Here is a 24,049-nt window from a genome sequence, read left to right as displayed (position 1 = left end):
TAAAATATATAAAAATGCTAACATCAGCTAAAACCAATGGCGGGCTTGCAGTTAATTGAAAATTTGTCGCTTTTTATTACCTTTATTTGAAGTAGCTATTAATGTGGTTTACATCCGCCACAGTTTTTAGCCATATCGTTCTAAAGCCAACCAAATCATCTAGCTAGCTGGATGAAGAACATGAACTGGTAATAGAATGGAATAAAAAGAGATATTTACAGAAAATGAATTTTCAAAAACTTAATCAACCCTTAATCCATATGCTACCTAGAACAAAAAGAATCACTTTAATCGCTTTTATTACCTTGCTAATGTTTCAATCTTGTGACAGAAAACAAGAAGAGACAAAGAACGAATCTCCAGTTGAGTTTAATCAAAAGCTTCAGGATGAACTAAGAAAAATGGCTGAAATAGACCAAATAGCTGCATACATACCGCAAGGGAAGTACAAGGAAATGACAAATGAAGAATGGAATTCTTTTAAAGATAGTGTCTTCACGACTCATCAAATTCGCCTAAAAGAAATTTTTGACAAACTCGGCTTTGTTGGCTTCGACTTAGCTGGAGAGGAGGGCTCGTTTAATTTTTGGTTAATGGTTCAGCATTCAGACCATAATCCTGATTTTCAGGGAAAAGTTTTAGCTGACATGAGAATTAAAATGGAGAAGGGGAATGCAAGTAAAAGAAACTATGCCTACCTAACTGACCGAGTTAACAAAAACTTAGGAAAGAAAATTATTTACGGAACCCAGGTAAGCTACAACGAATATGGACAAGCAATCTCTCGACCTTTAGAGGATAGTGCTAATGTAAATGAGAGAAGAGCAGAAGTTGGTCTAGAATCAATTGAGGAATATCTTAACCGAATGACTGTTAGCCACTTTGAGATGAACAAAGAGAACATGTTAAAAAAAGGGATTACCGAACCAAAGCTGTACAAGGTGCCAAATGAATAATAAAGTGTGTAACACTAAATATAGGTCACTGAGCATATAATGCTAAAACTGACAATGCTTCCATGTAATAAAATATGTAGGGAATTGGTAGTTTGGAGCCTTGAAGTGCCCAACGCTCCATATTCCCAACGTTAGCACCAATTTCAGAGCCATGAATAAATCAATATACATACTTTTAATCGTTTTTCTTTTTTTTTGCTTCATGCGATAATAAGGATAGCTCTAATAGAACTGAAGGACAATTAGAAAGTATTAAAAAAGATTCAATAATTGCAGAAGAAACTAATTCAGATAGCATCTTAATTAAAAAGGATTCAGACATCGCAGAAAACGCCCTTTACGTTGGTATTATCAATAGTTTTTATGAATCAGAAGACTATTATATTGACCTATTTTATGCAGAAGGCTTCACTGATAACACTCCATATTTAATAGCTGAAAATCATGGTGAGATTATTTACGAAGGTCAAGAAATGACTAGGACGAATGTACCTTATGATATTGCTAAAAGACATTTAGAAGTAGAATTATTAGATTCAATATATGTATTTGATGAGAGGCAGGAATTAATGGACAGCATTGCTCTTCAAAATATCGAATATTTGGACGCTATGATAGAATCTAAATATGTAGCTAGTTACAGTCATCCAATAAAATTAGCAGGGAAAATAGCTATCAGTAAGTCATACGATTTGAATGACCTCAAAAAGTCACCTTCATTCATAGAAACTGAAAATACTCTGATTAGGGACTTGAAATTAGATGTAGAGACTTTGAACATTGGTAAGACATTCAAACTCTACTATGAAGGAGATATACTCAATTTGATTTCTTTTTCAGACGAGCAATACAAACACAGAATATTTTTACTTAAAAATGGGGTTGTGACTGATACACTATTTGAATACTATATTGGCGGGATGCAACCAGTGCCAATTTCATTAGATAACAAAATATATTATGTTGTCTCTAGCTTCGTCCCGGACACAGACAATTCTTGGACTCAATTGTTGGGGATTGACACAGAAACAGGTGAGTTTATTAAGAATCGAGGTAATAGATTAAAATATCAATAAACGGTACTATCGCAAAGGATAGGCTATCGGCTAGATAGTACTAAAGCTGAAAATGATTATATTAAAGAAAATTTGTAGGAGATGTGCCTTCTCAAACAACCCAATCCCAAATCAGTAAATAAACATAAGATTGAAATGAGAAATTTTTTAATGAAAGCATCACTTTTCTTGATTTCTTTATCTTGTTCAAAAGATGGTGATTTATTAATTCCTGCCGAAACGGATAATCCAATTTTTATGATAGTCTCCTGTCAAGCTTCAATAGGTGATACTTTAAGATTAGTAGAGTACGAGTATGAAAAAAATAATCTTATAAAAGAAACTTTATTTCAAAATGGAGAAATTCATAGCAATACTACTTTTGAGTATAATTCAGATAATCAGATGGTATCCGAAATATATATGTCAGACTTGAGAAAAACAGAAAAGAATTTTCTTTATAATGAGAATTACCTATTGATCAATATTTTATACAAATTCATTTACTATGATATTGATGGTCAAATAACAAATCAAAGTGAAAGTGAAGCTCCAAGAGAATATGAAAACAACCAATTAGTAAAAGAGTGGGAATATTGGGGTGGATTTAACACATACGAGTACAATAATGGTAAGATTGTATCTAAAATTGATTATACCAAAAATGGACAAAAACACCATTTCACCTATTATAAATATTCAGGAGATTTATTAATTGAAGAAAAGAAGGAGAATAAATCGGGAGGATTATTGTATTTAAAAACATACAGCTATGATTCACAAAATAGATTAATTCAAGTCAAAGATGGAGATAATATTATTGAAGAAAATGATTATGTGGGTAACAAATTAGTTGAAAAAAGAACTTACTATTTTGGCATTGACCCAGGATATGATATTTGTTATGGAAATTATGTTTTTAGATATAAATACTAACCACCGAATTCATGGGGCATAGAATATCTAGGGAGGTTTATTAGGGTTTACTGCCACATATCAATTTAATGAAATGTGTTTAATATCACAAACCCCTTTCAAAAACGTTTGGTTTTACAAAAATCTATCTTATTGAGAAATCCAAAAAATCTAAAATCCACATGGCAAGCCCTAACCTCAACATACACCGACAAGCTCGAAATGATAGAAGAAGTATGGCAGGAGATTGAAAGGGCTTACACCAAAAGCAATCGGCATTACCACAATCTGTCTCATTTGGAATTCATGATCAACAAAGCAGTCAGATACAAGCATAAAATTAAAGATTTTGACAGCATTTTGTTTTCCATTTTCTATCATGATATTTTCCACAATATTAAAAGACAGGATAATGAGAAAAAAAGTGCTGAGATTGCTACTGATCGATTGAACAAACTTGGAGTGCCAAGCGATAAGATACTAGTATGCAAAGACCAAATCATGGCCACTAAAGAACATAAAAAGAATGCAAGTCAAGACACCAATTTCCTTTTGGACTTCGACCTTGCCATTTTAGGAGATTCACCTGAAATCTATAAGGCATATATAATGAAAATCAGAAAGGAATATGCAATCTATCCTGATTTTCTATACAAAATGGGGAGGAAGAAAGTGATTCAGCACTTTCTTAACATGCCTAGCATATTTAAAACTGAAGAATTCCTCAATAATTATGAACAACAAGCCAGAGAAAATTTAAAAGCTGAATTAGATGGGTTTTAATGAAGATTATCAAAGGATATAGACGTAAGGGTAATGTAAGTAGTCAGCTTTTCGATTTTGCAATAATGTAAACTCTATTTGAGGAAAAGACCATTAGAAAGCTATTTTCAGTAAAAGATAAAACAATTCTAGTCTGGCTTTTTAAGCTTGTTCCCAAATTATCATTTCTCACATTTATTAATACTCAAATCATTTCCTCACAATAATTATTCACGATTAGAGTTAATTATAATTACTTTAGTATTTTTAAATTCTTTTTGAAACAAGCTTAAAAAAATTGTGAAGAATCTATCTACCTTAATAATTACCCTACTCATTGCATTTAATACTTCCCAAGCCCAAGAAATTCAGTTTTATAATACTGAGGAAGGCGATAAGCATATCTGGGGAGAATTCCCAATTGAATATTTAAAAGAGGACACTACCTTTTCTAGCTGGTATAATGAAAGCTATGAGGGTTTTACAACCGAAAGAAAGAATTATGATTGGGCTCAAAACCTAAAAGATGATCAAGTTGAAATTTATCTAGGCACATGGTGTGGTGATAGTCAAGAATGGGTACCACAGTTTGTAAAGCTGTGGGATCAGCTTGGTTTAAGTAGAAATCAATTAAAGTTTACTGCTCTACATGGGTCTGGAGATGACTATAAACAAGGTCCAAAGCGCGAGGAGCAAGGATTAAATATTCATCGTGTACCTACTTTTATATTTAAAGAAAATGGAAAAGAATATGCTAGAATAGTCGAATCGCCAAGTACCGATTTGTTAACGGATGTAGCCCAAATAGCCTTAGGATATCCATCAGCGCCCAATTATGCTGGAGCCAATTATATGCTGCAAGTTTTTGACAGCATGACTATGGATGAAGTATATCAGGATATTCAAAATATTTACCAAACAGCTTATTACAAAGTAGGTCGTTATGTTGAGTTAAATACACTGGGAAGGGTGCTTTCTACTTCAGATCGAAAAAAAGAGGCATTGTTGGTTTTTCAATTCAACACTTATTATAATCCTGGAAATTGGTGGACTCATAAAACTTATGCAGAACTATTGACTGAAATGGAGAATTACTCAGAAGCAATAAAAGAATATGAAAAGGCGGTTTCTTTAAACTCTGAAAATGAAGAGATAAAGACGGAACTAGAACGCTTGAAAAAACTTGTACCTGAGAAAGAAGGAGAAGAAAAGGGTGCTAGTTCTAATTGATACTGACTTAGTCTTTTCCAAAGTTTATGACTTTGGAAAAGATTTTTTCATTGCGTAAAGTAGTCTTTCATCAAAATAATTTAACTAAACTAAAGCCTACAAGTACAGCTATCAAACCTAGCATAATACTTCCCGATGCATACAGCAAAAACATCCCAATTTGTCCATTTTGCAAATAGCTGAAATTCTCATAAGTAAAAGTGGAAAATGTGGTATAGCCACCACAAAAGCCTGTGACCAATAACAATTTAAAATTTTGAGAAGGGTTCTCAATCAAATAGCCTAACAAAACACCAATAAGCAAAGAGCCTAAGATATTGGCTATGAATGTGCCGTAAGGTAGGAAATTGGTTAGATATTTTTGGGCAAATTGAGAAGTGGCATATCTAGCTATGCTTCCAATTCCACCACCCAAGCCTATTAAAAGCAAATTTTTGATCATTTGGATGCAAACTTACGATTCCACTGCTCTCGATCATATACTAATTCACCCTTTGCGTTCCATTCTTGATTAATATAAGGCTCAAAATTTTTGTCAAACGGATCTCTTCCATATTGAATAGTCTTTTTTCTCCTTCGCCTTTGGTCATAGTATTCAGCCCAAAGTCCTACTTTTTGGTCAAATCGATATTCCCCTTGAACTGCTATTTGCCCGTTTTTATGAAAATAGAGATATGTGCCTTCTTTCTCTCCATGCTCAATCGGGATTACTTCTTTTACATGTTCTCTTTTCTCTTCATTATAATAGGTGATTTTTGAATCTATTGGCCATCCTTTAAAGTAGGTGAGTTTATCTAAAAGGATTCCGTTATTATCGTATCGCATCCATCGGCCATGTTTGAGTCCGTTCCAAAACATGCCTTTTTCAATTACTTGCTCGTCCTTCATCTTTTCATATGGACCGTGCAAAATCCCAGCAAATTTCGGATCTGCATTTTTAGTGCTTCTTATTTCCTTTCGTTGAAAATCATACCAATAAAAATCTCTTACATAAGGATCTGGCTCAACATATTCTTTTTTAAGGTAATTGAATAGCTCTCGAGTTACATTGTTTCCATAGCCTGATAATGTGTAGTTTTTTCTGACTTTTTTGTCGTAATAGAAATTTCGTTTTTTCTTTTCCTTCTTTTTTTCCTTATCGTCATCTTCTTCCTCTTCTTCTGTGTTCAAATCGATAGTAACAGGTGCACCATCCAAAAATTGAAAGGTTTTTTTAATGGTGTCAGATGGCGTAGGTACTGTATCTTGAGGAATTTCTTCTTCTTGCGCAAGTAATGCCAACGGCAAACTGATGAATATAATTAATATGAGTAAGAATCTCTTCATATGGTGCTAAACGAAAACAGCCCGAAGTTATTGAAAATTTCGGGCTGTCTCTAATAATTAATTATTTTTCAATTACGAATTACAAATTTTGCTTTCCACATCGTAATTAATCAATTCCTAATTTGTAATTACTTTTCCATCATTTCCACACTTCTGCTGATGAAGTTGGTTAAATCTTTGCCGTTCAGCATGTTTTGTGAAAGTAGCGCTAAGTCATAATTTTGCTTAGCAATATTCTTTTGAGCATCTTCGCTTTCTGCTTTCAAGATTTTTGAAGCCATTTTATGATTAGCATTGATCGTCAGATTGTACTGATCCGGCATTCCGCCCATGAACGGCATTCCCCCGCCTGTTTGCTGCATATCTTTCATTCTGCGCATAAATTCGGGCATAGTTAGAGAAACAGGCAATTCGTCAGGAGATAAGGCTTCCACCGCAACTGTCATAGACGAATTGTTAATAGCTTCTTCAAATACTTTTTTCAGCTTTTCCTTTTCATCATCTGAAAGTACACTTTCTGCTTTTTCGTCTTTATCAATCAATTTATCGACTATATCGGCATCCACTCGCTTCATGTTGGTTTTTTCCAATTTTTGCTCAAGCTGATTGATAAAATGACTGTCTATAGGGCTGTCCAGTAACACCACATCATAGCCTTTTTTCTGTGCGGATGTGATGTAAGCATCTTGCTTATCTGGATTGGTGGCATATAGAATGGTTACATTCCCATCTTTATCTGTCTGATTTCCAGCAACGCTTTCTTTATACTCATCTAAAGTGAAATATTTGTTCTGCTCTATGCTTTGGAGTAAACAGAATTTCTTAGCCTTGTCGTAGAATTTATCATCACTCATCATTCCGTACTTCACGAAAAGGCCTATGCTTTCCCATTTCTCTTCAAATGATTTTCTATCATTTTTATATAATTCCGCCAGTTTATCTGCTACTTTCTTGGTGATGTGATTGTTAATTTTCTTCACATTACTGTCAGCTTGCAAATAACTTCTTGAAACGTTCAATGGAATATCTGGAGAGTCGATTACTCCATGCATTAACATCAGGAATTCTGGCACAACATCTTTAACCTCATCAGTGATAAATACCTGACGAGAGTACAGCTGAATCTTGTTCTTCTGAATGTCAAAATCATTTTTGATTTTTGGGAAGTACAGAATCCCTGTCAAATTAAAAGGATAATCCACATTTAGGTGAATCCAGAATAATGGATCTTCACTGAATGGATAAAGCTCTTTGTAGAAATCCTTATATTCTTGGTCCGTCAAGTCATTAGGAGCTTTTGTCCAGAGTGGAGTTGTATTGTTGATTACCTTTGGGACATTAACTTTTTTCTCTTTGGCATCATCTCCTTCACCTTCTTTAATGGTTTCTTCAGTTTCACCAAAAATGATAGGTACAGGTAGGAACTTACAGTACTTGGTCAATATTTCATTGACTCTATGTTCTTCTAGAAATTCCTCTGAATCTTTGTTGATATGCAAGATGATCTCAGTACCTCTTTCTTTCTTTTTGCCTGCATTAAGCTCAAATTCAGTACTTCCATCACAAACCCAATTTGCAGGAGTAGCATCTTTTTCTCTGGAAAGAGAATTAATCTCTACCTTATCAGCTACCATGAAAGCTGAATAAAATCCTAAACCAAAGTGGCCGATGATGCCTGATCCTTCGCCTTTTTCTTTGTATTTCTCAACGAATTCAGTAGCACCGGAAAAGGCAATTTGGTTAATATATTTTTTGATTTCTTCACCTGTCATTCCGATACCCTTATCGATGACATGTAAAGTTTTTTTCTTTTTATCTATTTTTATTTCGATGCTTAAGTCTCCTAAATCACCATCATACTCACCAAGTGTACCGAGGCTCTTGATTTTTTGGGTGGCGTCTACTGCATTGGATACCAATTCGCGAAGAAATACTTCATGGTCCGAGTACAAAAACTTCTTAATTATTGGAAAAATATTTTCCGAATGGATCGAAATACTACCTTTTTCTTGCATTTTGTTTACTGTTTTGATTTAACTACTTCCAACGTGTCAATTCTTATTCCATTTAAATATTCTTATTAATTTGCTGTCAGCTTGGCAGAGAAAAGGGGTATTGTGAAAGATGTGCTGAAAAATTAACAGATTTATACTGCTATAATTTTCAGTTTTCGCACAATTATTGGAAATGGAAGAAAGATTTGCTCAATAATAATTGATAGATTTGCACCTACATTGAGTTCAGACTTGAATATACCTATTAGATTTTTTTATGATGATGAAAGGAGTTTTAACATTTGTTTCATTGCTTTCCTTTTGGCTTATTTTTAGCCCATGTGAAATATTTGCTCAAGACTATGGGCTTAAAGGGGGGGTGGTGATTTCTACAATAAACGGACAAGGAAATACAAGTTTAAGACCTGGTTTGCAAGTCGGTGCCTTTAAAAAATTTGGTGCTACTGAAAGACTTTTTGTGCAAATGGAAGCATTGTTTACTCAAAAAGGCTCTTGGAATTGGGATAAGCAAAATCATAATAATATCAATTTGTATTACTTCGATTTTGCTTTGATGTTTGGAATTATTGTAGGTGAAAAGTTCACCATTAATTTAGGTATTCAACCATCAGTTTTTGTAGGAGGTAATTATAAATACTTTGAAGATGGACTAGACCGAAATATGAGCTTATATGGGGAAGTTAGTGCTATGGATTATGCCACTTTATTTGGATTGGAATATGATTTAAATGATGATTTCACACTGGGAGGAAGATTTAATTATAGTTTTGTTCCCCTACAATCTTATAATAACATATTTTCGGAAAGTGGAGATCTTCCTTATTCCATGGTACTTCAACTATATGCCAAATTGAAAATGGATAAAGTATTGAATATGATCACAGCAGATGATTAATTAATAACTACGAATTGATATTTATTCTGCTTTACTGCACGAACTGATCGTTTTTCCATTCACCCTCTAGCTTTACGTTACCGTCTTTGTCATAAAGTGTTCCTTGACCATATCTTTTGTCATTTTTCCAATCACCTTGGTATTTTTCACCTGTATTCCAGAAGTAGGTGCCTTCTCCTTCTCTTTTGTCATTCAGATACTCACCTACATATTTGTGGCCATCTACCCATTTATACGTCCCTTTACCATGTTTCATGTTATTTTTCCAATCACCATCATATACGCTATTAGAACTATAGTGACCTACTCCTTCACCATTTGCCTTTCCAAATTTCATTTCGCCAAAGTAGGCTATTTTGGTCCCATTTGCATTATAGAAGGTTAAACGACCCAGTTCTGCCTTATTTTGAATTTGTCTTTCTTTTTGGTCAATTGTGACATTTAAAGACTTTACTTCCTGATTATATTTACTTTTTAGGTTAGCTATCTTTTCTTCATATTCTTTTTCTACTTCGCTTACTCTCTTATCCATTTCACGTTCCATACTAACTAATTGAGAGCTACTCATATTTTGAGTACTGTCCAATTCAGAACGCAAAGAATTGAATTTGGCAATAGTTGCTTTACGACTCTTCATAAAGCTATTATCCTGAATTGAGTCTTCTATCTGCAAGTAGATTTGCAGTGCTTCCTGATATTCACCTGCGATGAAAAGCTCGTCAGCCATGGATTTCTGCCTGTACAACTCATTTTGTTTTTGCAGGTTTTCTAGCTGTTCTTCCTTCGCTTGTGTTTGCCTCTGAAAATGATTTTTTCTTTTGCTGATAAAGAAGATTGCCACTAAACACCCGATAATGATTATGGGTAATGCGATTAGCGCTATTTTTTTCACTTTTTCCATGATCGATTAATCTGAAAGTTTTATAGTCGGAATTTGTTGTTCTTCTTTTCTGAAATCTAAAGAAATATAGGTGCTTAATCTAACAATTAGTCTTCTTCTATAAAGCGTAGGATCATTCAAGTTTTGACCAGTAGTGTACATTAATCCTAAAGAACTAGATACTCGAGGGCTTGCAATATAACCAACATTTCCGTAGAGTCTTAAATCTTCCACGAAACTCCCCACTACATTTTTACCGCTTTGCATAATAAGTTCCATGCTAGGAGAGACGTAAAAAGTACCAGGTTTTAGTTGGTCATTATTTATTGGTATTTTCATGTAAAAATTATAACGCCAGCGATTTCCGAATTTGAATTCATCTTGCGTTGTTCTGCTTCCTCTTTTCCATCTATGCTCAATTCTAATTCTATTATATAACATAAACCTAGGAAAGGGCAAAACAAACAAATACTGGTGCCAAATCCGCGGCTCTACGTACAATGGATCATACTCAGGATTGCTTGGTTGCGGTGTAAAATTTAATCGAAATACTCCCCCCACAGTAAAATTGAAATTGGGAGATACTACGTAGTTGAGTCCGTGTCTATTATAAATTTGAGCCATTCTATCCACATAGGGAGTGGTCGAACTGCCTATTCTTCTGTAATGCATTTCACCTGCCCAATACAATTTATCACCGATCCTAAATTTGTTGTAGGAACTAAGCCATAGATTTGTTCCCATGGCTTCAAATTCAGGCTCTAGTTCTTGGGCATTAATATGAAAGCAAGAACTTAGAAATATGATTAAAAATAATTTTCTCATGCCATTAAAAGCTTAATTCCATATTTAAGATTTCTGCTGCTTTTTCGGCAGTTTTTGCACGCTTCACTTTCCTTTCCATCCTATTGGTGTTGTCCTCATTTAATACTTTAATCATTGCTTCATACAGTATCTTGAAATTTGCTTGAAAAGCGCTCATGTTATTGCAATTTAGTTTTTCCATGTTTTGAAAAATTCCTGGCAGTAACATCCTATTAAATGCTTTATAAATTGGAGGCTTTGCTTTTTCCTCCATGTTTGTGAAAGTATAAGGATTAAAGACTTCTTTGGTATAAGCATCATTAATCTTATAAATGCTTTCCGGAGCATTGTGGATGGTATAAATCAAGTCTTCTGTCTGGATAAAACAATTGATCAATACTTCTATAGCTTTGATTTTATCTTCTGGTGTTGGCAAGTTGGAATAAACAGCAAGTTCTGCATCAACAAAATCAATAATGGCATCTGCCACATCTATTCCAGCAAAATTATCATGCTCACCTGTTATTAGTGAATCAGCTAAATATTTAGTCTCCTCATATTTAGACAAAAGTGCTTCCTCTAATTCTACTAATTTTTCTTCCTGCTGCACTTCACTTAGATACTCTTGAATATTCTCTTCCAGATACTCAATTTCCTTCTCTAAGACCGTTGCTAAACTTGATAATTTAGATAAGTTACTTCTCTTTTCATTCGATAAAAAGCTTAAATCATTTATAAATTTATAATCGTTAGAGAGCGTATCTTTTTTGAAAACACTATTAATTGAAGAGTTGCTATTTAGTTTTATTTTGTGGTTTATTAGTTGATCTCTATTGAAGAATCTTAGTTTTTGATTTTCATATAAAGTAATAATGTCGGAAGTGGGTAAAATAAAATGTTGGTTAATTTTCTGGAGAACATTTTTTAACTGAGCAAGCTTAATTGATGAAATACTTGAGATATTAAGCTGTGGATTACTTAAAATTTTATTTATTTTAGTTTGATTGTTCACGTTATTCTTTCGAATATTTTCCAAATTTTGTTGCTCATTCTCATTTAAAGGAGAAGACATTAATTTGGTCATGATATTAGGGTGGATTCCTGTTTTGGTTATAGGCGAGAAGGTTTTATCGACTAAATCAAAGTTATCAGTTAATGTAAAATACAGCTCACTAATTTTATCTTCATTTTGATATTTTGCCAGTAATTCCTCATTAAAAATTTTGGCTTTGAGTTCGATAATCTCTAAAAACTCATCATCTAAGGGGATAATTTCTTCAGATAGTTCTGCGCTGTAGGGGAATTCAATATTAATTTCCTGAACTGAATCGCTACGGTATAGTCGCATAAACGATAAAGTATTTCCTTCAAACACCCATTCTTTTAATAAAATCCTATCTCCTTCAATTACTCTATAGAATGCCCAAACATCCTGCGTTAATTCTTTCTCTCCAAGTTGCCCCTCTAAAATATCGTTTTGAATACGTAAACTGAAAAACCCTTTTGCTTTATCCTCTTCAAAATTGATATTAGCAATTAAGGTGGTATCCATAATTTTAGAATCTCGGATTTCCCAATCATAAAGCTTCCAGACACCTGTTTTCTTCCCAGCTAGAAACTTGCCGATAGCCATAAATTCATGACCATTGACATCATAGGAGTAGGTGTAGTCTTTATAATAACCATCGCCCGTAGTCTCAAAGGAGCCTTTAGTTAATTTCCAGTCTTCGTCCGCTCGGTTTTCAATGAAACTACCCGCAACAGCTAAGTATTCATAAATATCTTCCTGATTTTCAAATTGTTGAGAAAGTTCGAATTTTCCATCATAAATGGTGTCTCCATCATTTACGTAATATTCGTAGCTTGCCAAATAGATTTTACCGTCAATCTTGTAAGTGCTGTCGTAGGCTTGGATGTTTTGCCCCACAACATTTGACCAAATGGCAGATATAAGGAAAATGGAAATGCTTAGTAATATTGGATTGTTGATTTTCATCATAAATCTAATAGATATAGAAGGCAAAGGTATGAAATATGTTTTATTGCTATTGTCAGCTAAAGTTATCTGTGACTTGATAAATGCGTGCAAGAAACAGAATACTAATAGTTGTGTAAAATAAGGTCGAATCTGTATTGAAATAAACCAATATACAGAGGCCTAAATTATCAACACTATTGAATCTATCTCAATCTGTCCATTGATCGTACCAGTCTTTCATCCTTTCTAATAAAACGAACTGCAAGCGAATTAAAAACCAAGGCGATAGCTGGTAAGAATAGACCATAACTATAATTTCCTTGTATACCTGGTAGAAATTCCCCTTCAGCTTGAGTTGCCCAGTAAGCAGAAAGCCCTAATGCAGTACCAATTAGAATAGAATTTAAGGAAGAAAGCATGATTTGCCTCATGCGCTTTTTATACACTCCAATAGCAATGAAGGCAATACAAACAGCGAGGAGACCCAAAATACCTGGCACCACATAAGGCATAAATTCATTTTTAACTCCGTCTTCAGGAGCACTAACCATTTCGAGATAAAAAGCGGTCAAGGTGTAAGAAGCGCCAGAGCTGGAATCTACTTTTTGCCAAATTGGAGCAAATAAAAACATCAACATAGCCAAGCCTACAATCAATAAAAATATAGTTTGAATTCTTTGAATCATCTAAAAGTGCTTTTTTGTATTTTGCAAATATACAGTAAAAATCAGTTTGGATAAATGGAAGAGAAGATAAAATTCCACAGGCAGTAAAATATTCAGCTGTCTACGGGGAAAAGTAGTGAATCAGTGATAAATACATATTAATTAATAAAAATAATTTGAAAAGCAATATATAATTGTTGTGTAACAATAAATTATTAATATCTTTATCCATCTGTTTAACTCATAATTATGATGTCAATTTCAAATAACTTCGTATTCAAAGCCCTTCATGTAGTGGCTTATATCATTTTTATAGGCCTTTGCATTGAAGCGGGCGGATTATTAGTGAATTTTGTATTTAGCTTATATAAGCCTGAAATGGTTGAAAATCTGTATCAAAAGCTCAACATAGTTGAAATGTATGAGCGTAGTCAATGGAATTTTTTCGGTCTCTATAGCTTCATTCTAGTCATTGCCATTTTAAAAGCACACCTTTTTTACGTTGTTATCAGGCTTATGCATAAAATGGATTTGTCGAAGCCATTTAATTCTTTTGTTTCCAGGCAAATTTTAAAAATTAGTTATTACACGCTCTCGATTGGGTTCATTAGTCACATTGGAAGGCAACTTGCTAGAAATCTAATGCATCATGGATTGGCAAGCGATAATTTAAATGATTTTTGGGCTGATAGTCAAGCCTTTATTTTAATGGGTGCTGTAATTTATATTATTGCTACAATTTTCAAGAAAGGAGTAGAAATCCAAAACGAAAATGAGTTGACGGTTTAATATATGGCAATAATAATAAATTTAGATGTTGAAATGGCCAAAAGAAAAATGTCTCTTAATGAACTTTCGGAAAAAGTGGGTTTGACATTATCAAATCTATCAATTCTAAAAACAGGCAAAGCTAAGGCTATTAGATTTAGCACTTTGGCTACCATTTGCCGTGTGTTGGATTGCCAACCTGGAGATATTTTAGAATATGTGGATGAGTAATATTAAAGAACATTTAGTTACATTGTCTTGCGAAGGTGCCAACACAGGATTCAACTGACATCCAGAAGTATTAATAATTGGAGAGTTCTAAATGGTGTAATCTTATTTTTTGAGAGGAACTATCTATTTTAAAATGAAATTAAGATTAGCTAGCATACAGGATCTAAAATTACTCAAGTATTGGGATACAAAGCAACATGTTGTTGATTCTGATCCTGAAGATGATTGGAATTGGGAAATTGAATTAAATCGCAATCCTGTTTGGAGAGAACAACTGGTAGCTGAGAAAGATCATCAGCCCATCGGTTTTGTTCAGATTATTGATCCGTTCCTAGAAGAAACTCGCTATTGGGGGAAAGTAGCAAGGAATAAAAGAGCAATTGATATCTGGATTGGAGAGGAAAATGACTTAGGCAAAGGTTACGGAACAAAAATGATGAAGCTTGCCATTGAGAGATGTTTTGCTGACCCTACTGTTACCGGTATTCTTATCGATCCATTAAAATCTAATGTCAGAGCACATAAATTTTATCTAAAGCTTGGTTTCGAATTCATTGAGGAAAGGGAATTTGATGAGGTGCCATGCTTTGTATATGAACTAAAAAGGTAACCAGAAAAGAAAAAATGTATAATCTTCCACGCTATCGAGAAAAAGACAAGAAAGTAATTAAAGATTTTATTAGTGCGTACCCTTTTGCATTTTTGTCGGGTTGTGATTTAGATGGCCGACCTACTGCAACTCAACTGCCACTATTTCTTGAAAATAGCAATGGAAAGGAAGTACTAAGAGGACATTTAATGAAAGGTACTGATCACCATAAGGCATTTTTACATAATGAAAATGTCCTTGCTGTTTTTACAGGCCGGCACACTTATGTTAGCGCGACTTGGTACCAGAATCCCAACACGGCATCAACATGGAATTATATGAGTGTGCATGTAAAGGGAGTCTTAAGATTCGTGAATGAGGACGAACTCGCAGAGATTCTTCAGATGACCTCTCTGCATTTTGAAGGTCAAAACCAGCGTTCGGCCACAGTTTATGACAATTTACCAGAAGATTTCAAACGTAGGACCCTCCAATTAATAGCAGGTTTTGAAATTGAAGTGGAAGAAATTGATGCGGTGTTTAAATTAAGCCAAGACAACGATGTTGATAGCTACCATAATATTATTAGAAAGCTAAAAGAACTGGACGAAGATGGACGTACGATTGCATCAGAAATGGAAAAACGTACAGAATTATTGTTCCCAAAGCATACAGAGTGAAATTCTCACAGCCCAACTTACAGCTAACATTAATGTGAAATACACATTGCAATTTATTTTTTAATTTTACGCAAAAATATGCACACAAGAACAGTTTAACTAATGGGTGATTTTGAAACATAGAAATAAAATACAATATGGCATCATCTAAAGAAGAGAAGACCGGTAAAACAGCAGACCTTGTTAAAAACTATAAAAAGAACGAAACTTAAATAGGAAAAGAATTATGAAAACAGGTTTCAAGCCAACAGCCTTCAACTCTGCAACTACTTACTTTATGGTGGTAAATTTATTTTGTGTTTTACGTCAAGGGTTAATGTAACTTCTGTTACTATTCTATACTCAGAAAGTCTGTTAATTAGCACTTTAATTCAAAACGTAAGGAAGGAAATGAGTAATTCAAATAAAACGATTATTGACGTGAGGTCAGAGGGAGAGTTCGCAATGGGACATGCAGAGGGAGCAATGAATATCCCTTTAAATGAGGTCGAATCCAGAGTTCAAGAGATTGAAAAAATGGAGGGTGAAATTATTCTGTGTTGTGCTTCAGGAAACAGAAGCGGAATGGCACAACAAATGTTGCAATCAAAAGGAATTGAATGTCACAATGGTGGGTCTTGGTTTGCAGCAGAAAATTATGCGATGAGCCTATGAGTTTCTTAAGAAGATTATTCGGATTAGGGCCTGCAGTTGACATGAAAGCATTGGTAGACGAAGGTGCGATCATAGTAGATGTGAGAACCAAAGGTGAATTTCAACAAGGGCATATTAAAAATGCAATGAATATTCCGGTTGATAGTATTGGCTCAAATTTATCGAAATTGAAAAATAAAGATAAGACAATTATCACCTGTTGTGCTTCAGGTATGCGAAGTGGAACTGCCAAGAATATTTTGAAATCAAAAGGGTACGAAAAAGTCTACAACGGTGGTGCTTGGACCTCCCTCAATCGAAAAATAGAATGATTAAAGCTATAATTCGTACTCCATGGGGTTTTATGCGCTGGCTTCGTTTAGCAATAGGTCTCTATTTAGTTTTTGTGGGCATCACGGAGTCAGAAATATTCGCAGGCTCAGTAGGTGTATTGTTCACTTTTTTAGCTTTGCTTAATCAAGGCTGTGGAGGCGGAAGTTGTGCCAGTGGAAGTTGCGATGTTCAAAATAAATAGAAAGATGATAAAGCCGGTTAAAGCCGGCTTTTTTTAATTCAGATTTAAAGAATGAAAGAATTTTGGAATGAACGATATGCGAAAGAGGAATTCATCTATGGCACTGAGCCCAATGAATTTTTTCGTGATGTTTTAGCGGTTTTACCAATAGGTAAAATCATTTTGCCCTGCGATGGGGAAGGAAGAAATGCAGTTTACGCAGCTAAAAAAGGCTGGGAAGTCAACGCTTTTGATTTTAGTCCTTCAGCAAAAGAGAAAGCAAGAGCTCTTGCTAAACAAGAAATGGTGTATCCTGTTTTTGAGGTAGCGGACATGCGAGAAAAAGATTTTAAAGAAGATTCTGCTGATGTGGTAGCTTTGATTTATGCACATTTCCCAGCCGAATTAAGAAAAATTGCTCATCAGAAAGCGGTTAAATGGTTGAAGCCAGGAGGGAAGTTGATATTGGAAGCCTTTAATCCCAAGCAAATGGAAAATGCATCAGGTGGACCTAAAAATATTGACATGCTTTATACTGAAGAGATGCTTTCTAAAGACTTCGAAGATTTGAACATTGAAAAACTAGAGGTTTTAGAGATAAATTTGTCAGAAGGTAATTTTCACCAGGGAAAAGCTGATGTTATCAGACTTATAGCCGAAAAGTAATAAATTAATACTATCAATTATGGAAACCGAAATTCTAGCTCGCGTCCAGTTTGCTTTTACAATTGCCTTCCATTATATCTACCCGCCTTTAAGTATAGGTTTAGGGGTGATTTTGGTTATTATGGAAGGGATGTATCTGAGAACGAAAAATGAGATTTATCATAAAATGACTCGTTTCTGGGTCAAGATATTTGCACTTATTTTTGGAATTGGAGTAGCTACAGGGATCGTAATGGAATTTGAATTTGGTACAAATTGGGCTACTTACTCCCGCTATGTTGGTGATATTTTTGGTTCTGCTTTAGCTGCTGAAGGCTTATTTGCATTTGCATTAGAATCAGGATTTCTTGGAGTTCTTCTGTTTGGTTGGAATAGAGTAAAACCAGTTGTTCACTTTATTTCGACTATAGGAGTTGCTTTAGGATCTATGTTCTCTGCAGTATGGATAGTTGTAGCCAACAGCTGGCAGCAAACGCCTGCAGGGTATAAGATTGTAGGAGAGGGTCTAAACCAAAAAGCAGAGATCACAGATTTCTGGGCAATGGTGTTTAACCCTTCTTCGGTTGACAGGCTTTCTCATGTTATTATTGGAGCCTTTTTAGCGGGTGCATTTTTGGTACTTTCTGTAAATGCTTATTACATTCTGAAAGGGAAATTTTTAGAAATTGCGAAACCAGCCTTCAAAATTGCCTTAGTCTTAGCAATGGTTTCTTCAATTGGGCAATTATTGACTGGCCATCAGTCAGCAGATGGGGTGGCAGTTAATCAACCGGCAAAATTAGCGGCTTTCGAAGGACATTATCCTGAAAATGAAGTAGCTGATCTGTATCTTTTTGGTTGGGTAGATCACAAAAGTAAAGAAGTGGTAGGCTTAAAAATCCCGAAAGGCTTAACCTTTCTAATTCATCAAGACTTAACCACACCCGTGAAGGGATTGGATGCTTTTCCAGAAGATGAAATTCCCACTCAAGTGAATGCTGTATTTCAGTTTTACCATATCATGGTTGCAATTGGGATGATCTTGATAGGCTTAAGTCTATTTGCAGGATTTCTCTGGTGGAGAGGAAAACTTTTTGAGTATCGATGGTTGATGTGGGTATTTGTTTGGGCAGTATTCTTACCTCAGATTGCCAACCAGGTAGGCTGGTTTGCAGCAGAGATGGGGCGTCAGCCTTGGGTAGTTTATGGACTACTAAAAACATCCGATGCGCTCTCTCAGGCAGTAACAGCTAATCAAATTTGGTTCTCACTGATATTATTTTTCTTTGTCTATCTGTTGCTGTTTCTATTGTTTATCTATTTATTAAATAAGAAGATTCAACATGGACCCTATGATGAAAAAATGGAAGATCAGAGACCACAGCAGTCTTCTTCTGTGCCTGATTTTACTTAGGATTTTTAAATGAAGGTTAACATAACCATATAAAACGAACTATATATCATGGAAACTTTTATAGGTATAGAATACAATATTTGGTGGTTTTTACTTCTAGGAGCAGTTGTGACTGGCTATGCTATTTTAGATGGTTTTGATATGGGAGTAGGAGCTATTCATCTTTTCCTTGGAAAAAAAGAAAACCGGAAAATTGCACTGAATGCTATTGGTCCTGTATGGGATGGAAATGAGGTCTGGCTTGTCATAACAGGAGGGGTCCTTTTTGCTGCTTTTCCTCCGGTTTATGCAACACTTTTTTCTGGTTTGTACATTCCTTTAATATTGTTTTTGGTGATGATTATTTTTCGAGCCATTTCAATAGAATTTAGGGGTAAAGAAGAAATGAACTGGTGGCGTCAAACTTGGGATATAGCCTTCTCTGTTTCCAGTATTATAATGGCTGTTGCTTTAGGAATGGTCTTAGGAAATGTGCTACAAGGTTTACCCATTGATGCAACCGGTGAATTTACTCATAGTACAGATTTCAATTTTATAAACCCATTTTCCTTGTTGACCGGAGTTACAGCCTTGGCGCTTTTTATGTTGCATGGGGCTTTGTATTTGGGAATGAAGACTGAAGGACTACTGTATCAGCAGTTAACCACAATCATCAAGAATAGCACAGTCTTTTTTATTCTATCAGCACTTTTATTAAGTTTCTATACTTTGTTATATGTCCCTCACCTTACAGAGCATATCAAAGCACAGGAATGGTTGTTTTTTCTCCCAGTAGTTTTGGTGCTTTTGATGGCAAATATTCCAAGGCAAGTAAGTAAGCAGAACTATGGCCTCGCATTTATCTCATCAACAGGAGTTATATCTGCGCTTTTAGTAATAGGAGCTGTGGGATTATTCCCTAATATGTTGCATTCGACCATAGACCCTAGTTACAGTTTAACACTCTATAATGCTTCAGCTTCGGAAAAGTCATTGGGCTATATGTTGAATATAGCATTTATAGCGGTACCTCTTGTCGGTATTTATACGGGCTTTGTTTTCTGGACCTTTAGGGGTAAGGTAAAAATTGATGAGAATAGTTATTAATCATGGCCTTTAACAAGCACCAAAGAGATTAAAAATGCGTTTTAATTAAGAAGTTCTTTATAGTGTTGAAATGACGGGTTCAAACTTATTATCTGTTTTAATAATCTTCATTTGAGAGCTCTCATTTTCAGTATTTCTAATTACATAGTACAACAGTCCATTATTTAAGACTAATTTATTAGTAACAATTGATTTTATCTATATTGATATTTATATAATCATTGTAATTTATTGTATGCACATCAAATTATTAGTTTAATATTGCTTTAAGTTTAATTTTTTAATCACTTATATATGAAAAAACTAATTCCAATACTCCCATTATTCATCATAGGATTCATGTTTACAGCATGTCAGAATGGTGAAGACACTACTGCTGAGGCAGACGGATATTCCGGTGCAACGAAAAAGAGCGAAACGGCAATGAAAGCCAGTCAATTAAATGATTGGTGGCCCAACAGATTAGATTTAAGTATATTAAGACAGAATTCTAATATGTCGACTCCTATGAATGAGGATTTTGACTATAAAGAAGCATTCGCTAGTCTTGATTACTATGCTCTAAAAGAAGATATCGCCAAAACCCTAAAAGACTCAAAAGACTGGTGGCCTGCAGATTATGGACATTATGGGCCATTTATGATTCGCATGGCTTGGCACAGTGCTGGTACTTATAGAACTGGCGATGGTCGAGGAGGTTCAAGATCAGGTCAACAGAGATTTGCACCTTTAAATAGCTGGCCAGATAATGGAAATCTTGATAAAGCAAGAAGATTAATGTGGCCTGTAAAACAAAAGTACGGTAATAAAATCTCTTGGGCTGATTTGATGATTTTAACAGGAAATGTGGCCTTAGAAGATATGGGTTTCAAAACCATTGGGTTTGCTGGTGGTCGAGAAGATGTTTATGAACCGGAGTTAGATGTTTATTGGGGTTCTGAGCAGAAATGGTTAAGTGATGAAGACCGTTATTCTGGAGACAGAGAACTAGAAGATCCCTTGGCAGCAGTTCAAATGGGATTGATATATGTAAACCCTGAGGGTCCTAATGGGAATCCTGATCCAATAGCAGCAGCGCATGACATCCGTGAAACTTTTGGCAGAATGGGAATGAATGATGAAGAAACCGTTGCTCTTATAGCGGGCGGACATACGCTAGGAAAAGCTCATGGTGCCGGACCAGCGGATAATGTAGGTGCTGCTCCAGCTGCCGCAGATATGGAAGAGCAGGGTTTTGGTTGGAAAAGCACTTACAAATCAGGAAAAGGAACTGATGCAATAACTTCTGGTTTAGAGGTGACATGGACTAATACTCCAGCAAAATGGAGTCATGGGTATTTGATGAGTCTATTTGAAAATGAATGGGAATTAACTAAAAGTCCAGCGGGGGCACATCAGTGGGTAGCAAAAGATCCGAAAGTGATGGTTCCAGATGCTTTCGACTCAACGAAAAAGCTGAAACCGACTATGTTTACCACTGACTTATCTTTGAGAGAAGATCCTGCCTATGCAAAAATATCTCGAAAGTTTTTGGAAAACCCCGCACTTTTCAATGATGCATTTGCAAGGGCTTGGTTCAAATTAACACACAGAGATATGGGTCCAAATACTACATATTTAGGTCCCGAATACCCTCAGGAAAATTTTATTTGGCAAGATCCAATTCCTGAGGTGGATCATCCAGTAATCAATGATCAAGATATTGCTAAGTTAAAGACCCAAATTTTAAATTCTAATTTAACTATCAGTGAAATGGTGTCAACAGCTTGGGCATCCGCTTCAACCTACAGGAATTCTGATAGGAGAGGTGGTGCAAATGGAGCGCATATTCAATTGGCACCAATGAAAGATTGGGAAGTGAACAACCCGGAGCAATTGCAAAAGGTCTTGAGCACTTTAAAAGGGATTCAAGAGGAGTTCCATAAAAAGTCAGGAGCCAAGAAGGTTTCGTTGGCTGATTTGATTGTATTGGCTGGTGCAGCAGGTATTGAAGAAGCAGCACAAAATGCTGGCTATGTTGTTAATGTACCATTTACACCCGGTCGGATGGATGCTAAACAAGAGCAGGTGGATATAGAGTCCATGAACTTGCTGGAGCCAATGGCAGATGGTTTTAGAAATTATTTAAAAACACGATATTCTGTTTCCACCGAAGAATTGCTAATCGATAAGGCTCAATTATTGACTTTAACTCCACCAGAAATGACAGTTTTACTTGGTGGTATGAGAGCTTTAGGAGCGAATTACAATAGCTCAAAACATGGAGTTTTTTCTGATAAAAATGAGCAATTGACCAACGATTTTTTCGTAAATCTATTAGATATGAGTACGGAGTGGGAAGCTACCGATGATACTAAAGAGCAGTTCATTGGAAAAGATAGAAATTCAGGCGAACAAAAATATACAGCTACTAGAGCAGACCTGGTTTTTGGTTCTCATTCTGAATTAAGAGCTTTAGCGGAAGTTTACGCACAAGCTGATTCGAAGGAAATGTTTGTAAATGATTTTGTAGCCGCATGGGATAAAGTGATGAAGTTGGATAGATTCGATTTAGTCTATCAGTAGGTGATGGTATGAATTTGCAGATTGAAAAGCCAGATCATTTTGATTCTGGCTTTTTTTTGTTAATCAATTTACTTTATCATAACAGTTAGCTACTTTTCTTACTAGTCGATTAAAATCAAATTTGGTTTGCACTATTGAAATATATTATATTGAACCTTGTTTTAAATGCTCATAATTTTTGCTAATGAAGATACTTCAATATGCCTTTTTACTTTTGCTATCATTGGTTTTCACAAGCTGCATAGAAGGAGAGAAAATAAAACCAGAGATAGAAGAGAAACCCGTTTATCCTGAATATATAATATTTGGAATGTTTTTTGGAAATTGTTTTCCACAGGATTGTATAGAAATTTTTAAAATCCAAAATGACAGTTTGTTTAAATCTGATAACACATACCCAAGGGATAGCTTGTATTCGGGAGAGTTTGAATTTATAGGCAATGAAAAACTGTCATTGGTTTCAGACATTACTGATGAAATTCCTTCTGAGCTTTTGGAGATTGAAGATCAATATATCGGCTGTCCAGATTGCAGCGATTGGGGAGGGTTTATAATTGAATATAGTACTAAAGAATTTCAATCAAATTGGTTAATTGATACTAGAAAAAGTAATGTGCCAGAGGAGCTTCATGATTTTCTGAATCTAACATATGATAGAATTCAAATTTTATTGGACTGATTTTTAACAGACAACAGTCAATTGAATATCAAATAAATCTGTTCTCACATCTTCCATCATAATTGAATTGACATAAGAACTAAGTCCTAGGGTTAGTACTTGCTTTTTCAATATAAAGATTTTGCACCTTATTGCCGTAAATTTGTCTACTGTACTCTTATGTAAAGAGATGTAAATCACGTATTAAAAGTATAAATAATGTTATTTAAATCAATTGTAGCCTCTAAAAATCCAGTTAAAATAGAAGCAACCAAAGCAGCTTTTAAAAAAATGTTTCCGGAACGGGAGATTAGATGCGAAGGTGTTTCTGTTTCATCAGAAGTGCGAGATCAGCCCATGTCCCAGCAAGAAACGCTTGCTGGAGCAGAAAAAAGAGCTTTGAATGCTCAGCGCGAAATACCCAATGCAGATTTTTGGATAGGAATAGAAGGTGGTATTCATGATGACGAATTCGGAATGCAAGCTTTTGCTTGGATTGTTGTCCTTTCAAAAAATGCTGCAAGTCAAGCACAAACCGCTGTATTTTATCTGCCCGAACCCATAGCTAAAATGGTCAGGGAAGGAGTAGAACTAGGAGATGCAGATGATCTCTATTTCGGTCGATCAAATTCGAAACAAAAAGAGGGGGCTGTGGGAATATTGACCAATGGAGAAATCGATAGAAAAACATATTATGAGCATGCTATGGTGATGGCTTTAATTCCGTTTGCTAATAAAATTAAATGATTAGTTTCTTGTATTTTTCCATTTGCGTTAATATTTTC

The 24,049-nt window shown here is 35.0% G+C and carries 26 protein-coding genes; 19 read left to right on the top strand and 7 right to left on the bottom strand.

The features are described from left to right. The first annotated feature begins 224 nt into the window (after positions 1–224). The 5 genes from Q3Y49_RS18175 to Q3Y49_RS18155 all read left to right on the top strand — a co-directional run bounded on the left by Q3Y49_RS18175 (position 225) and on the right by Q3Y49_RS18155 (position 4,918). Positions 225–956: a DUF6624 domain-containing protein gene (locus Q3Y49_RS18175; RefSeq protein ID WP_303270061.1), complete on the top strand. Its 732-nt coding sequence runs from the start codon at positions 225–227 to the stop codon at positions 954–956. A 473-nt stretch (positions 957–1,429) separates the two neighbouring features. Then, on the top strand, positions 1,430–2,032 hold the full coding sequence (locus Q3Y49_RS18170) for a hypothetical protein (RefSeq protein ID WP_303270060.1): 603 nt from the start codon (positions 1,430–1,432) through the stop codon (positions 2,030–2,032). A gap of 135 nt (positions 2,033–2,167) precedes the next feature. Continuing rightward, positions 2,168–2,947, top strand: coding sequence for a hypothetical protein (locus Q3Y49_RS18165; protein ID WP_303270059.1), 780 nt, complete (start codon positions 2,168–2,170; stop codon positions 2,945–2,947). Between the two features lie 132 nt (positions 2,948–3,079). Further along, positions 3,080–3,709, top strand: coding sequence for an HD domain-containing protein (locus Q3Y49_RS18160; protein ID WP_303270057.1), 630 nt, complete (start codon positions 3,080–3,082; stop codon positions 3,707–3,709). A gap of 279 nt (positions 3,710–3,988) precedes the next feature. Next, positions 3,989–4,918, top strand: a complete 930-nt coding sequence (locus Q3Y49_RS18155; RefSeq protein WP_303270056.1) for a hypothetical protein — start codon at positions 3,989–3,991, stop codon at positions 4,916–4,918. A gap of 70 nt (positions 4,919–4,988) precedes the next feature. Here the strand turns inward: Q3Y49_RS18155 and crcB are convergent, their stop codons facing one another. The 3 genes from crcB to htpG all read right to left on the bottom strand — a co-directional run bounded on the left by crcB (position 4,989) and on the right by htpG (position 8,259). Then, positions 4,989–5,360 carry a fluoride efflux transporter CrcB gene (gene crcB / locus Q3Y49_RS18150; RefSeq protein ID WP_303270055.1) on the bottom strand — a complete coding sequence of 124 codons (372 nt, stop codon included), beginning with the start codon at positions 5,358–5,360 and terminating at the stop codon, positions 4,989–4,991. Beyond that, positions 5,357–6,244 (bottom strand): toxin-antitoxin system YwqK family antitoxin, encoded by an 888-nt coding sequence (locus tag Q3Y49_RS18145; RefSeq protein ID WP_303270054.1) that lies wholly within the window; start codon positions 6,242–6,244, stop codon positions 5,357–5,359. Before Q3Y49_RS18145 ends, crcB begins: the two co-directional genes overlap by 4 nt. A gap of 128 nt (positions 6,245–6,372) precedes the next feature. Next, positions 6,373–8,259: a molecular chaperone HtpG gene (gene htpG, locus Q3Y49_RS18140; protein ID WP_303270053.1), complete on the bottom strand. Its 1,887-nt coding sequence runs from the start codon at positions 8,257–8,259 to the stop codon at positions 6,373–6,375. A gap of 256 nt (positions 8,260–8,515) precedes the next feature. Here htpG and Q3Y49_RS18135 point away from each other — a divergent pair, with 256 nt between their 5' ends. Continuing rightward, positions 8,516–9,154, top strand: a complete 639-nt coding sequence (locus tag Q3Y49_RS18135; RefSeq protein ID WP_303270052.1) for an outer membrane beta-barrel protein — start codon at positions 8,516–8,518, stop codon at positions 9,152–9,154. Positions 9,155–9,185: 31 nt separating this feature from the next. On the opposite strand, the gene Q3Y49_RS18130 is transcribed toward Q3Y49_RS18135, so the two are convergent. The 4 genes from Q3Y49_RS18130 to Q3Y49_RS18115 form a co-directional block, all read right to left on the bottom strand. Next, a complete protein-coding gene (locus Q3Y49_RS18130; protein WP_303270051.1) occupies positions 9,186–10,055 on the bottom strand; it encodes an MORN repeat-containing protein in 870 nt (289 codons plus the stop codon). A 6-nt stretch (positions 10,056–10,061) separates the two neighbouring features. Next, positions 10,062–10,859 (bottom strand): DUF2490 domain-containing protein, encoded by a 798-nt coding sequence (locus Q3Y49_RS18125; protein WP_303270050.1) that lies wholly within the window; start codon positions 10,857–10,859, stop codon positions 10,062–10,064. A 4-nt stretch (positions 10,860–10,863) separates the two neighbouring features. Continuing rightward, positions 10,864–12,837, bottom strand: a complete 1,974-nt coding sequence (locus Q3Y49_RS18120) for a hypothetical protein (RefSeq protein ID WP_303270049.1) — start codon at positions 12,835–12,837, stop codon at positions 10,864–10,866. A gap of 182 nt (positions 12,838–13,019) precedes the next feature. Then, entirely contained in the window at positions 13,020–13,502 is a 483-nt protein-coding gene (locus Q3Y49_RS18115; protein WP_303270048.1) for a DUF4293 domain-containing protein, read from the bottom strand. A 228-nt stretch (positions 13,503–13,730) separates the two neighbouring features. On the opposite strand from Q3Y49_RS18115, the gene Q3Y49_RS18110 reads away from it, so the two are divergent. From Q3Y49_RS18110 to yjjX, 13 genes are all read left to right on the top strand, one after another. Further along, on the top strand, positions 13,731–14,270 hold the full coding sequence (locus Q3Y49_RS18110; RefSeq protein ID WP_303270047.1) for a DUF2975 domain-containing protein: 540 nt from the start codon (positions 13,731–13,733) through the stop codon (positions 14,268–14,270). A 3-nt stretch (positions 14,271–14,273) separates the two neighbouring features. Further along, positions 14,274–14,480: a helix-turn-helix domain-containing protein gene (locus Q3Y49_RS18105; protein WP_303270046.1), complete on the top strand. Its 207-nt coding sequence runs from the start codon at positions 14,274–14,276 to the stop codon at positions 14,478–14,480. Between the two features lie 133 nt (positions 14,481–14,613). Beyond that, positions 14,614–15,090, top strand: coding sequence for a GNAT family N-acetyltransferase (locus Q3Y49_RS18100; protein WP_303270045.1), 477 nt, complete (start codon positions 14,614–14,616; stop codon positions 15,088–15,090). Between the two features lie 14 nt (positions 15,091–15,104). After that, positions 15,105–15,749 carry an FMN-binding negative transcriptional regulator gene (locus tag Q3Y49_RS18095; protein WP_303270044.1) on the top strand — a complete coding sequence of 215 codons (645 nt, stop codon included), beginning with the start codon at positions 15,105–15,107 and terminating at the stop codon, positions 15,747–15,749. Between the two features lie 390 nt (positions 15,750–16,139). Then, positions 16,140–16,403: a rhodanese-like domain-containing protein gene (locus tag Q3Y49_RS18090; RefSeq protein WP_303270043.1), complete on the top strand. Its 264-nt coding sequence runs from the start codon at positions 16,140–16,142 to the stop codon at positions 16,401–16,403. Further along, positions 16,400–16,714 (top strand): rhodanese-like domain-containing protein, encoded by a 315-nt coding sequence (locus Q3Y49_RS18085; RefSeq protein ID WP_303270042.1) that lies wholly within the window; start codon positions 16,400–16,402, stop codon positions 16,712–16,714. The genes Q3Y49_RS18090 and Q3Y49_RS18085 overlap by 4 nt, the downstream gene beginning before the upstream one ends. Further along, positions 16,711–16,917, top strand: coding sequence for a hypothetical protein (locus tag Q3Y49_RS18080; RefSeq protein WP_303270041.1), 207 nt, complete (start codon positions 16,711–16,713; stop codon positions 16,915–16,917). Before Q3Y49_RS18085 ends, Q3Y49_RS18080 begins: the two co-directional genes overlap by 4 nt. Before the next feature lie 51 nt (positions 16,918–16,968). Continuing rightward, the gene (locus Q3Y49_RS18075; protein ID WP_303270040.1) at positions 16,969–17,562 is read left to right on the top strand and encodes a class I SAM-dependent methyltransferase; all 594 of its coding nucleotides are present in this window, start codon (positions 16,969–16,971) and stop codon (positions 17,560–17,562) included. A 19-nt stretch (positions 17,563–17,581) separates the two neighbouring features. Then, on the top strand, positions 17,582–18,955 hold the full coding sequence (locus Q3Y49_RS18070; RefSeq protein ID WP_303270039.1) for a cytochrome ubiquinol oxidase subunit I: 1,374 nt from the start codon (positions 17,582–17,584) through the stop codon (positions 18,953–18,955). 48 nt (positions 18,956–19,003) lie between these two features. After that, the gene (gene cydB / locus Q3Y49_RS18065) at positions 19,004–20,041 is read left to right on the top strand and encodes a cytochrome d ubiquinol oxidase subunit II (protein WP_303270038.1); all 1,038 of its coding nucleotides are present in this window, start codon (positions 19,004–19,006) and stop codon (positions 20,039–20,041) included. Positions 20,042–20,335: 294 nt separating this feature from the next. Further along, positions 20,336–22,606: a catalase/peroxidase HPI gene (gene katG, locus Q3Y49_RS18060; protein ID WP_303270037.1), complete on the top strand. Its 2,271-nt coding sequence runs from the start codon at positions 20,336–20,338 to the stop codon at positions 22,604–22,606. Positions 22,607–22,790: 184 nt separating this feature from the next. After that, positions 22,791–23,285 carry a hypothetical protein gene (locus Q3Y49_RS18055; RefSeq protein ID WP_303270036.1) on the top strand — a complete coding sequence of 165 codons (495 nt, stop codon included), beginning with the start codon at positions 22,791–22,793 and terminating at the stop codon, positions 23,283–23,285. Between the two features lie 198 nt (positions 23,286–23,483). Next, positions 23,484–24,011 (top strand): inosine/xanthosine triphosphatase, encoded by a 528-nt coding sequence (yjjX, locus tag Q3Y49_RS18050; RefSeq protein ID WP_303270034.1) that lies wholly within the window; start codon positions 23,484–23,486, stop codon positions 24,009–24,011. Positions 24,012–24,049: the final 38 nt, after the last annotated feature.

Source organism: Marivirga harenae, from assembly GCF_030534335.1.
GTDB classification, from domain to species: Bacteria; Bacteroidota; Bacteroidia; order Cytophagales; family Cyclobacteriaceae; genus Marivirga; species Marivirga harenae.
This window is presented reverse-complemented; position numbering and strand designations above follow the sequence as displayed.

What these genes read in the sequence shown, in the direction of transcription:
- Q3Y49_RS18170 (WP_303270060.1), top strand. Translation starts at nt 1,430, where the DNA reads ATGACTAGGACGAATGTACCTTATGATATTGCTAAAAGACATTTAGAA.
- Q3Y49_RS18075 (WP_303270040.1), top strand. Translation starts at nt 16,969, where the DNA reads ATGAAAGAATTTTGGAATGAACGATATGCGAAAGAGGAATTCATCTAT.
- Q3Y49_RS18085 (WP_303270042.1), top strand. Translation starts at nt 16,400, where the DNA reads ATGAGTTTCTTAAGAAGATTATTCGGATTAGGGCCTGCAGTTGACATG.
- Q3Y49_RS18070 (WP_303270039.1), top strand. Translation starts at nt 17,582, where the DNA reads ATGGAAACCGAAATTCTAGCTCGCGTCCAGTTTGCTTTTACAATTGCC.
- Q3Y49_RS18105 (WP_303270046.1), top strand. Translation starts at nt 14,274, where the DNA reads ATGGCAATAATAATAAATTTAGATGTTGAAATGGCCAAAAGAAAAATG.
- htpG (WP_303270053.1), bottom strand. Translation starts at nt 8,259, where the DNA reads ATGCAAGAAAAAGGTAGTATTTCGATCCATTCGGAAAATATTTTTCCA.
- cydB (WP_303270038.1), top strand. Translation starts at nt 19,004, where the DNA reads ATGGAAACTTTTATAGGTATAGAATACAATATTTGGTGGTTTTTACTT.
- Q3Y49_RS18080 (WP_303270041.1), top strand. Translation starts at nt 16,711, where the DNA reads ATGATTAAAGCTATAATTCGTACTCCATGGGGTTTTATGCGCTGGCTT.
- Q3Y49_RS18120 (WP_303270049.1), bottom strand. Translation starts at nt 12,837, where the DNA reads ATGATGAAAATCAACAATCCAATATTACTAAGCATTTCCATTTTCCTT.
- Q3Y49_RS18130 (WP_303270051.1), bottom strand. Translation starts at nt 10,055, where the DNA reads ATGGAAAAAGTGAAAAAAATAGCGCTAATCGCATTACCCATAATCATT.
- crcB (WP_303270055.1), bottom strand. Translation starts at nt 5,360, where the DNA reads ATGATCAAAAATTTGCTTTTAATAGGCTTGGGTGGTGGAATTGGAAGC.
- Q3Y49_RS18110 (WP_303270047.1), top strand. Translation starts at nt 13,731, where the DNA reads ATGATGTCAATTTCAAATAACTTCGTATTCAAAGCCCTTCATGTAGTG.
- Q3Y49_RS18165 (WP_303270059.1), top strand. Translation starts at nt 2,168, where the DNA reads ATGAGAAATTTTTTAATGAAAGCATCACTTTTCTTGATTTCTTTATCT.
- Q3Y49_RS18135 (WP_303270052.1), top strand. Translation starts at nt 8,516, where the DNA reads ATGATGATGAAAGGAGTTTTAACATTTGTTTCATTGCTTTCCTTTTGG.
- Q3Y49_RS18100 (WP_303270045.1), top strand. Translation starts at nt 14,614, where the DNA reads ATGAAATTAAGATTAGCTAGCATACAGGATCTAAAATTACTCAAGTAT.
- yjjX (WP_303270034.1), top strand. Translation starts at nt 23,484, where the DNA reads ATGTTATTTAAATCAATTGTAGCCTCTAAAAATCCAGTTAAAATAGAA.
- katG (WP_303270037.1), top strand. Translation starts at nt 20,336, where the DNA reads ATGAAAAAACTAATTCCAATACTCCCATTATTCATCATAGGATTCATG.
- Q3Y49_RS18145 (WP_303270054.1), bottom strand. Translation starts at nt 6,244, where the DNA reads ATGAAGAGATTCTTACTCATATTAATTATATTCATCAGTTTGCCGTTG.
- Q3Y49_RS18090 (WP_303270043.1), top strand. Translation starts at nt 16,140, where the DNA reads ATGAGTAATTCAAATAAAACGATTATTGACGTGAGGTCAGAGGGAGAG.
- Q3Y49_RS18125 (WP_303270050.1), bottom strand. Translation starts at nt 10,859, where the DNA reads ATGAGAAAATTATTTTTAATCATATTTCTAAGTTCTTGCTTTCATATT.
- Q3Y49_RS18095 (WP_303270044.1), top strand. Translation starts at nt 15,105, where the DNA reads ATGTATAATCTTCCACGCTATCGAGAAAAAGACAAGAAAGTAATTAAA.
- Q3Y49_RS18115 (WP_303270048.1), bottom strand. Translation starts at nt 13,502, where the DNA reads ATGATTCAAAGAATTCAAACTATATTTTTATTGATTGTAGGCTTGGCT.
- Q3Y49_RS18175 (WP_303270061.1), top strand. Translation starts at nt 225, where the DNA reads ATGAATTTTCAAAAACTTAATCAACCCTTAATCCATATGCTACCTAGA.
- Q3Y49_RS18055 (WP_303270036.1), top strand. Translation starts at nt 22,791, where the DNA reads ATGAAGATACTTCAATATGCCTTTTTACTTTTGCTATCATTGGTTTTC.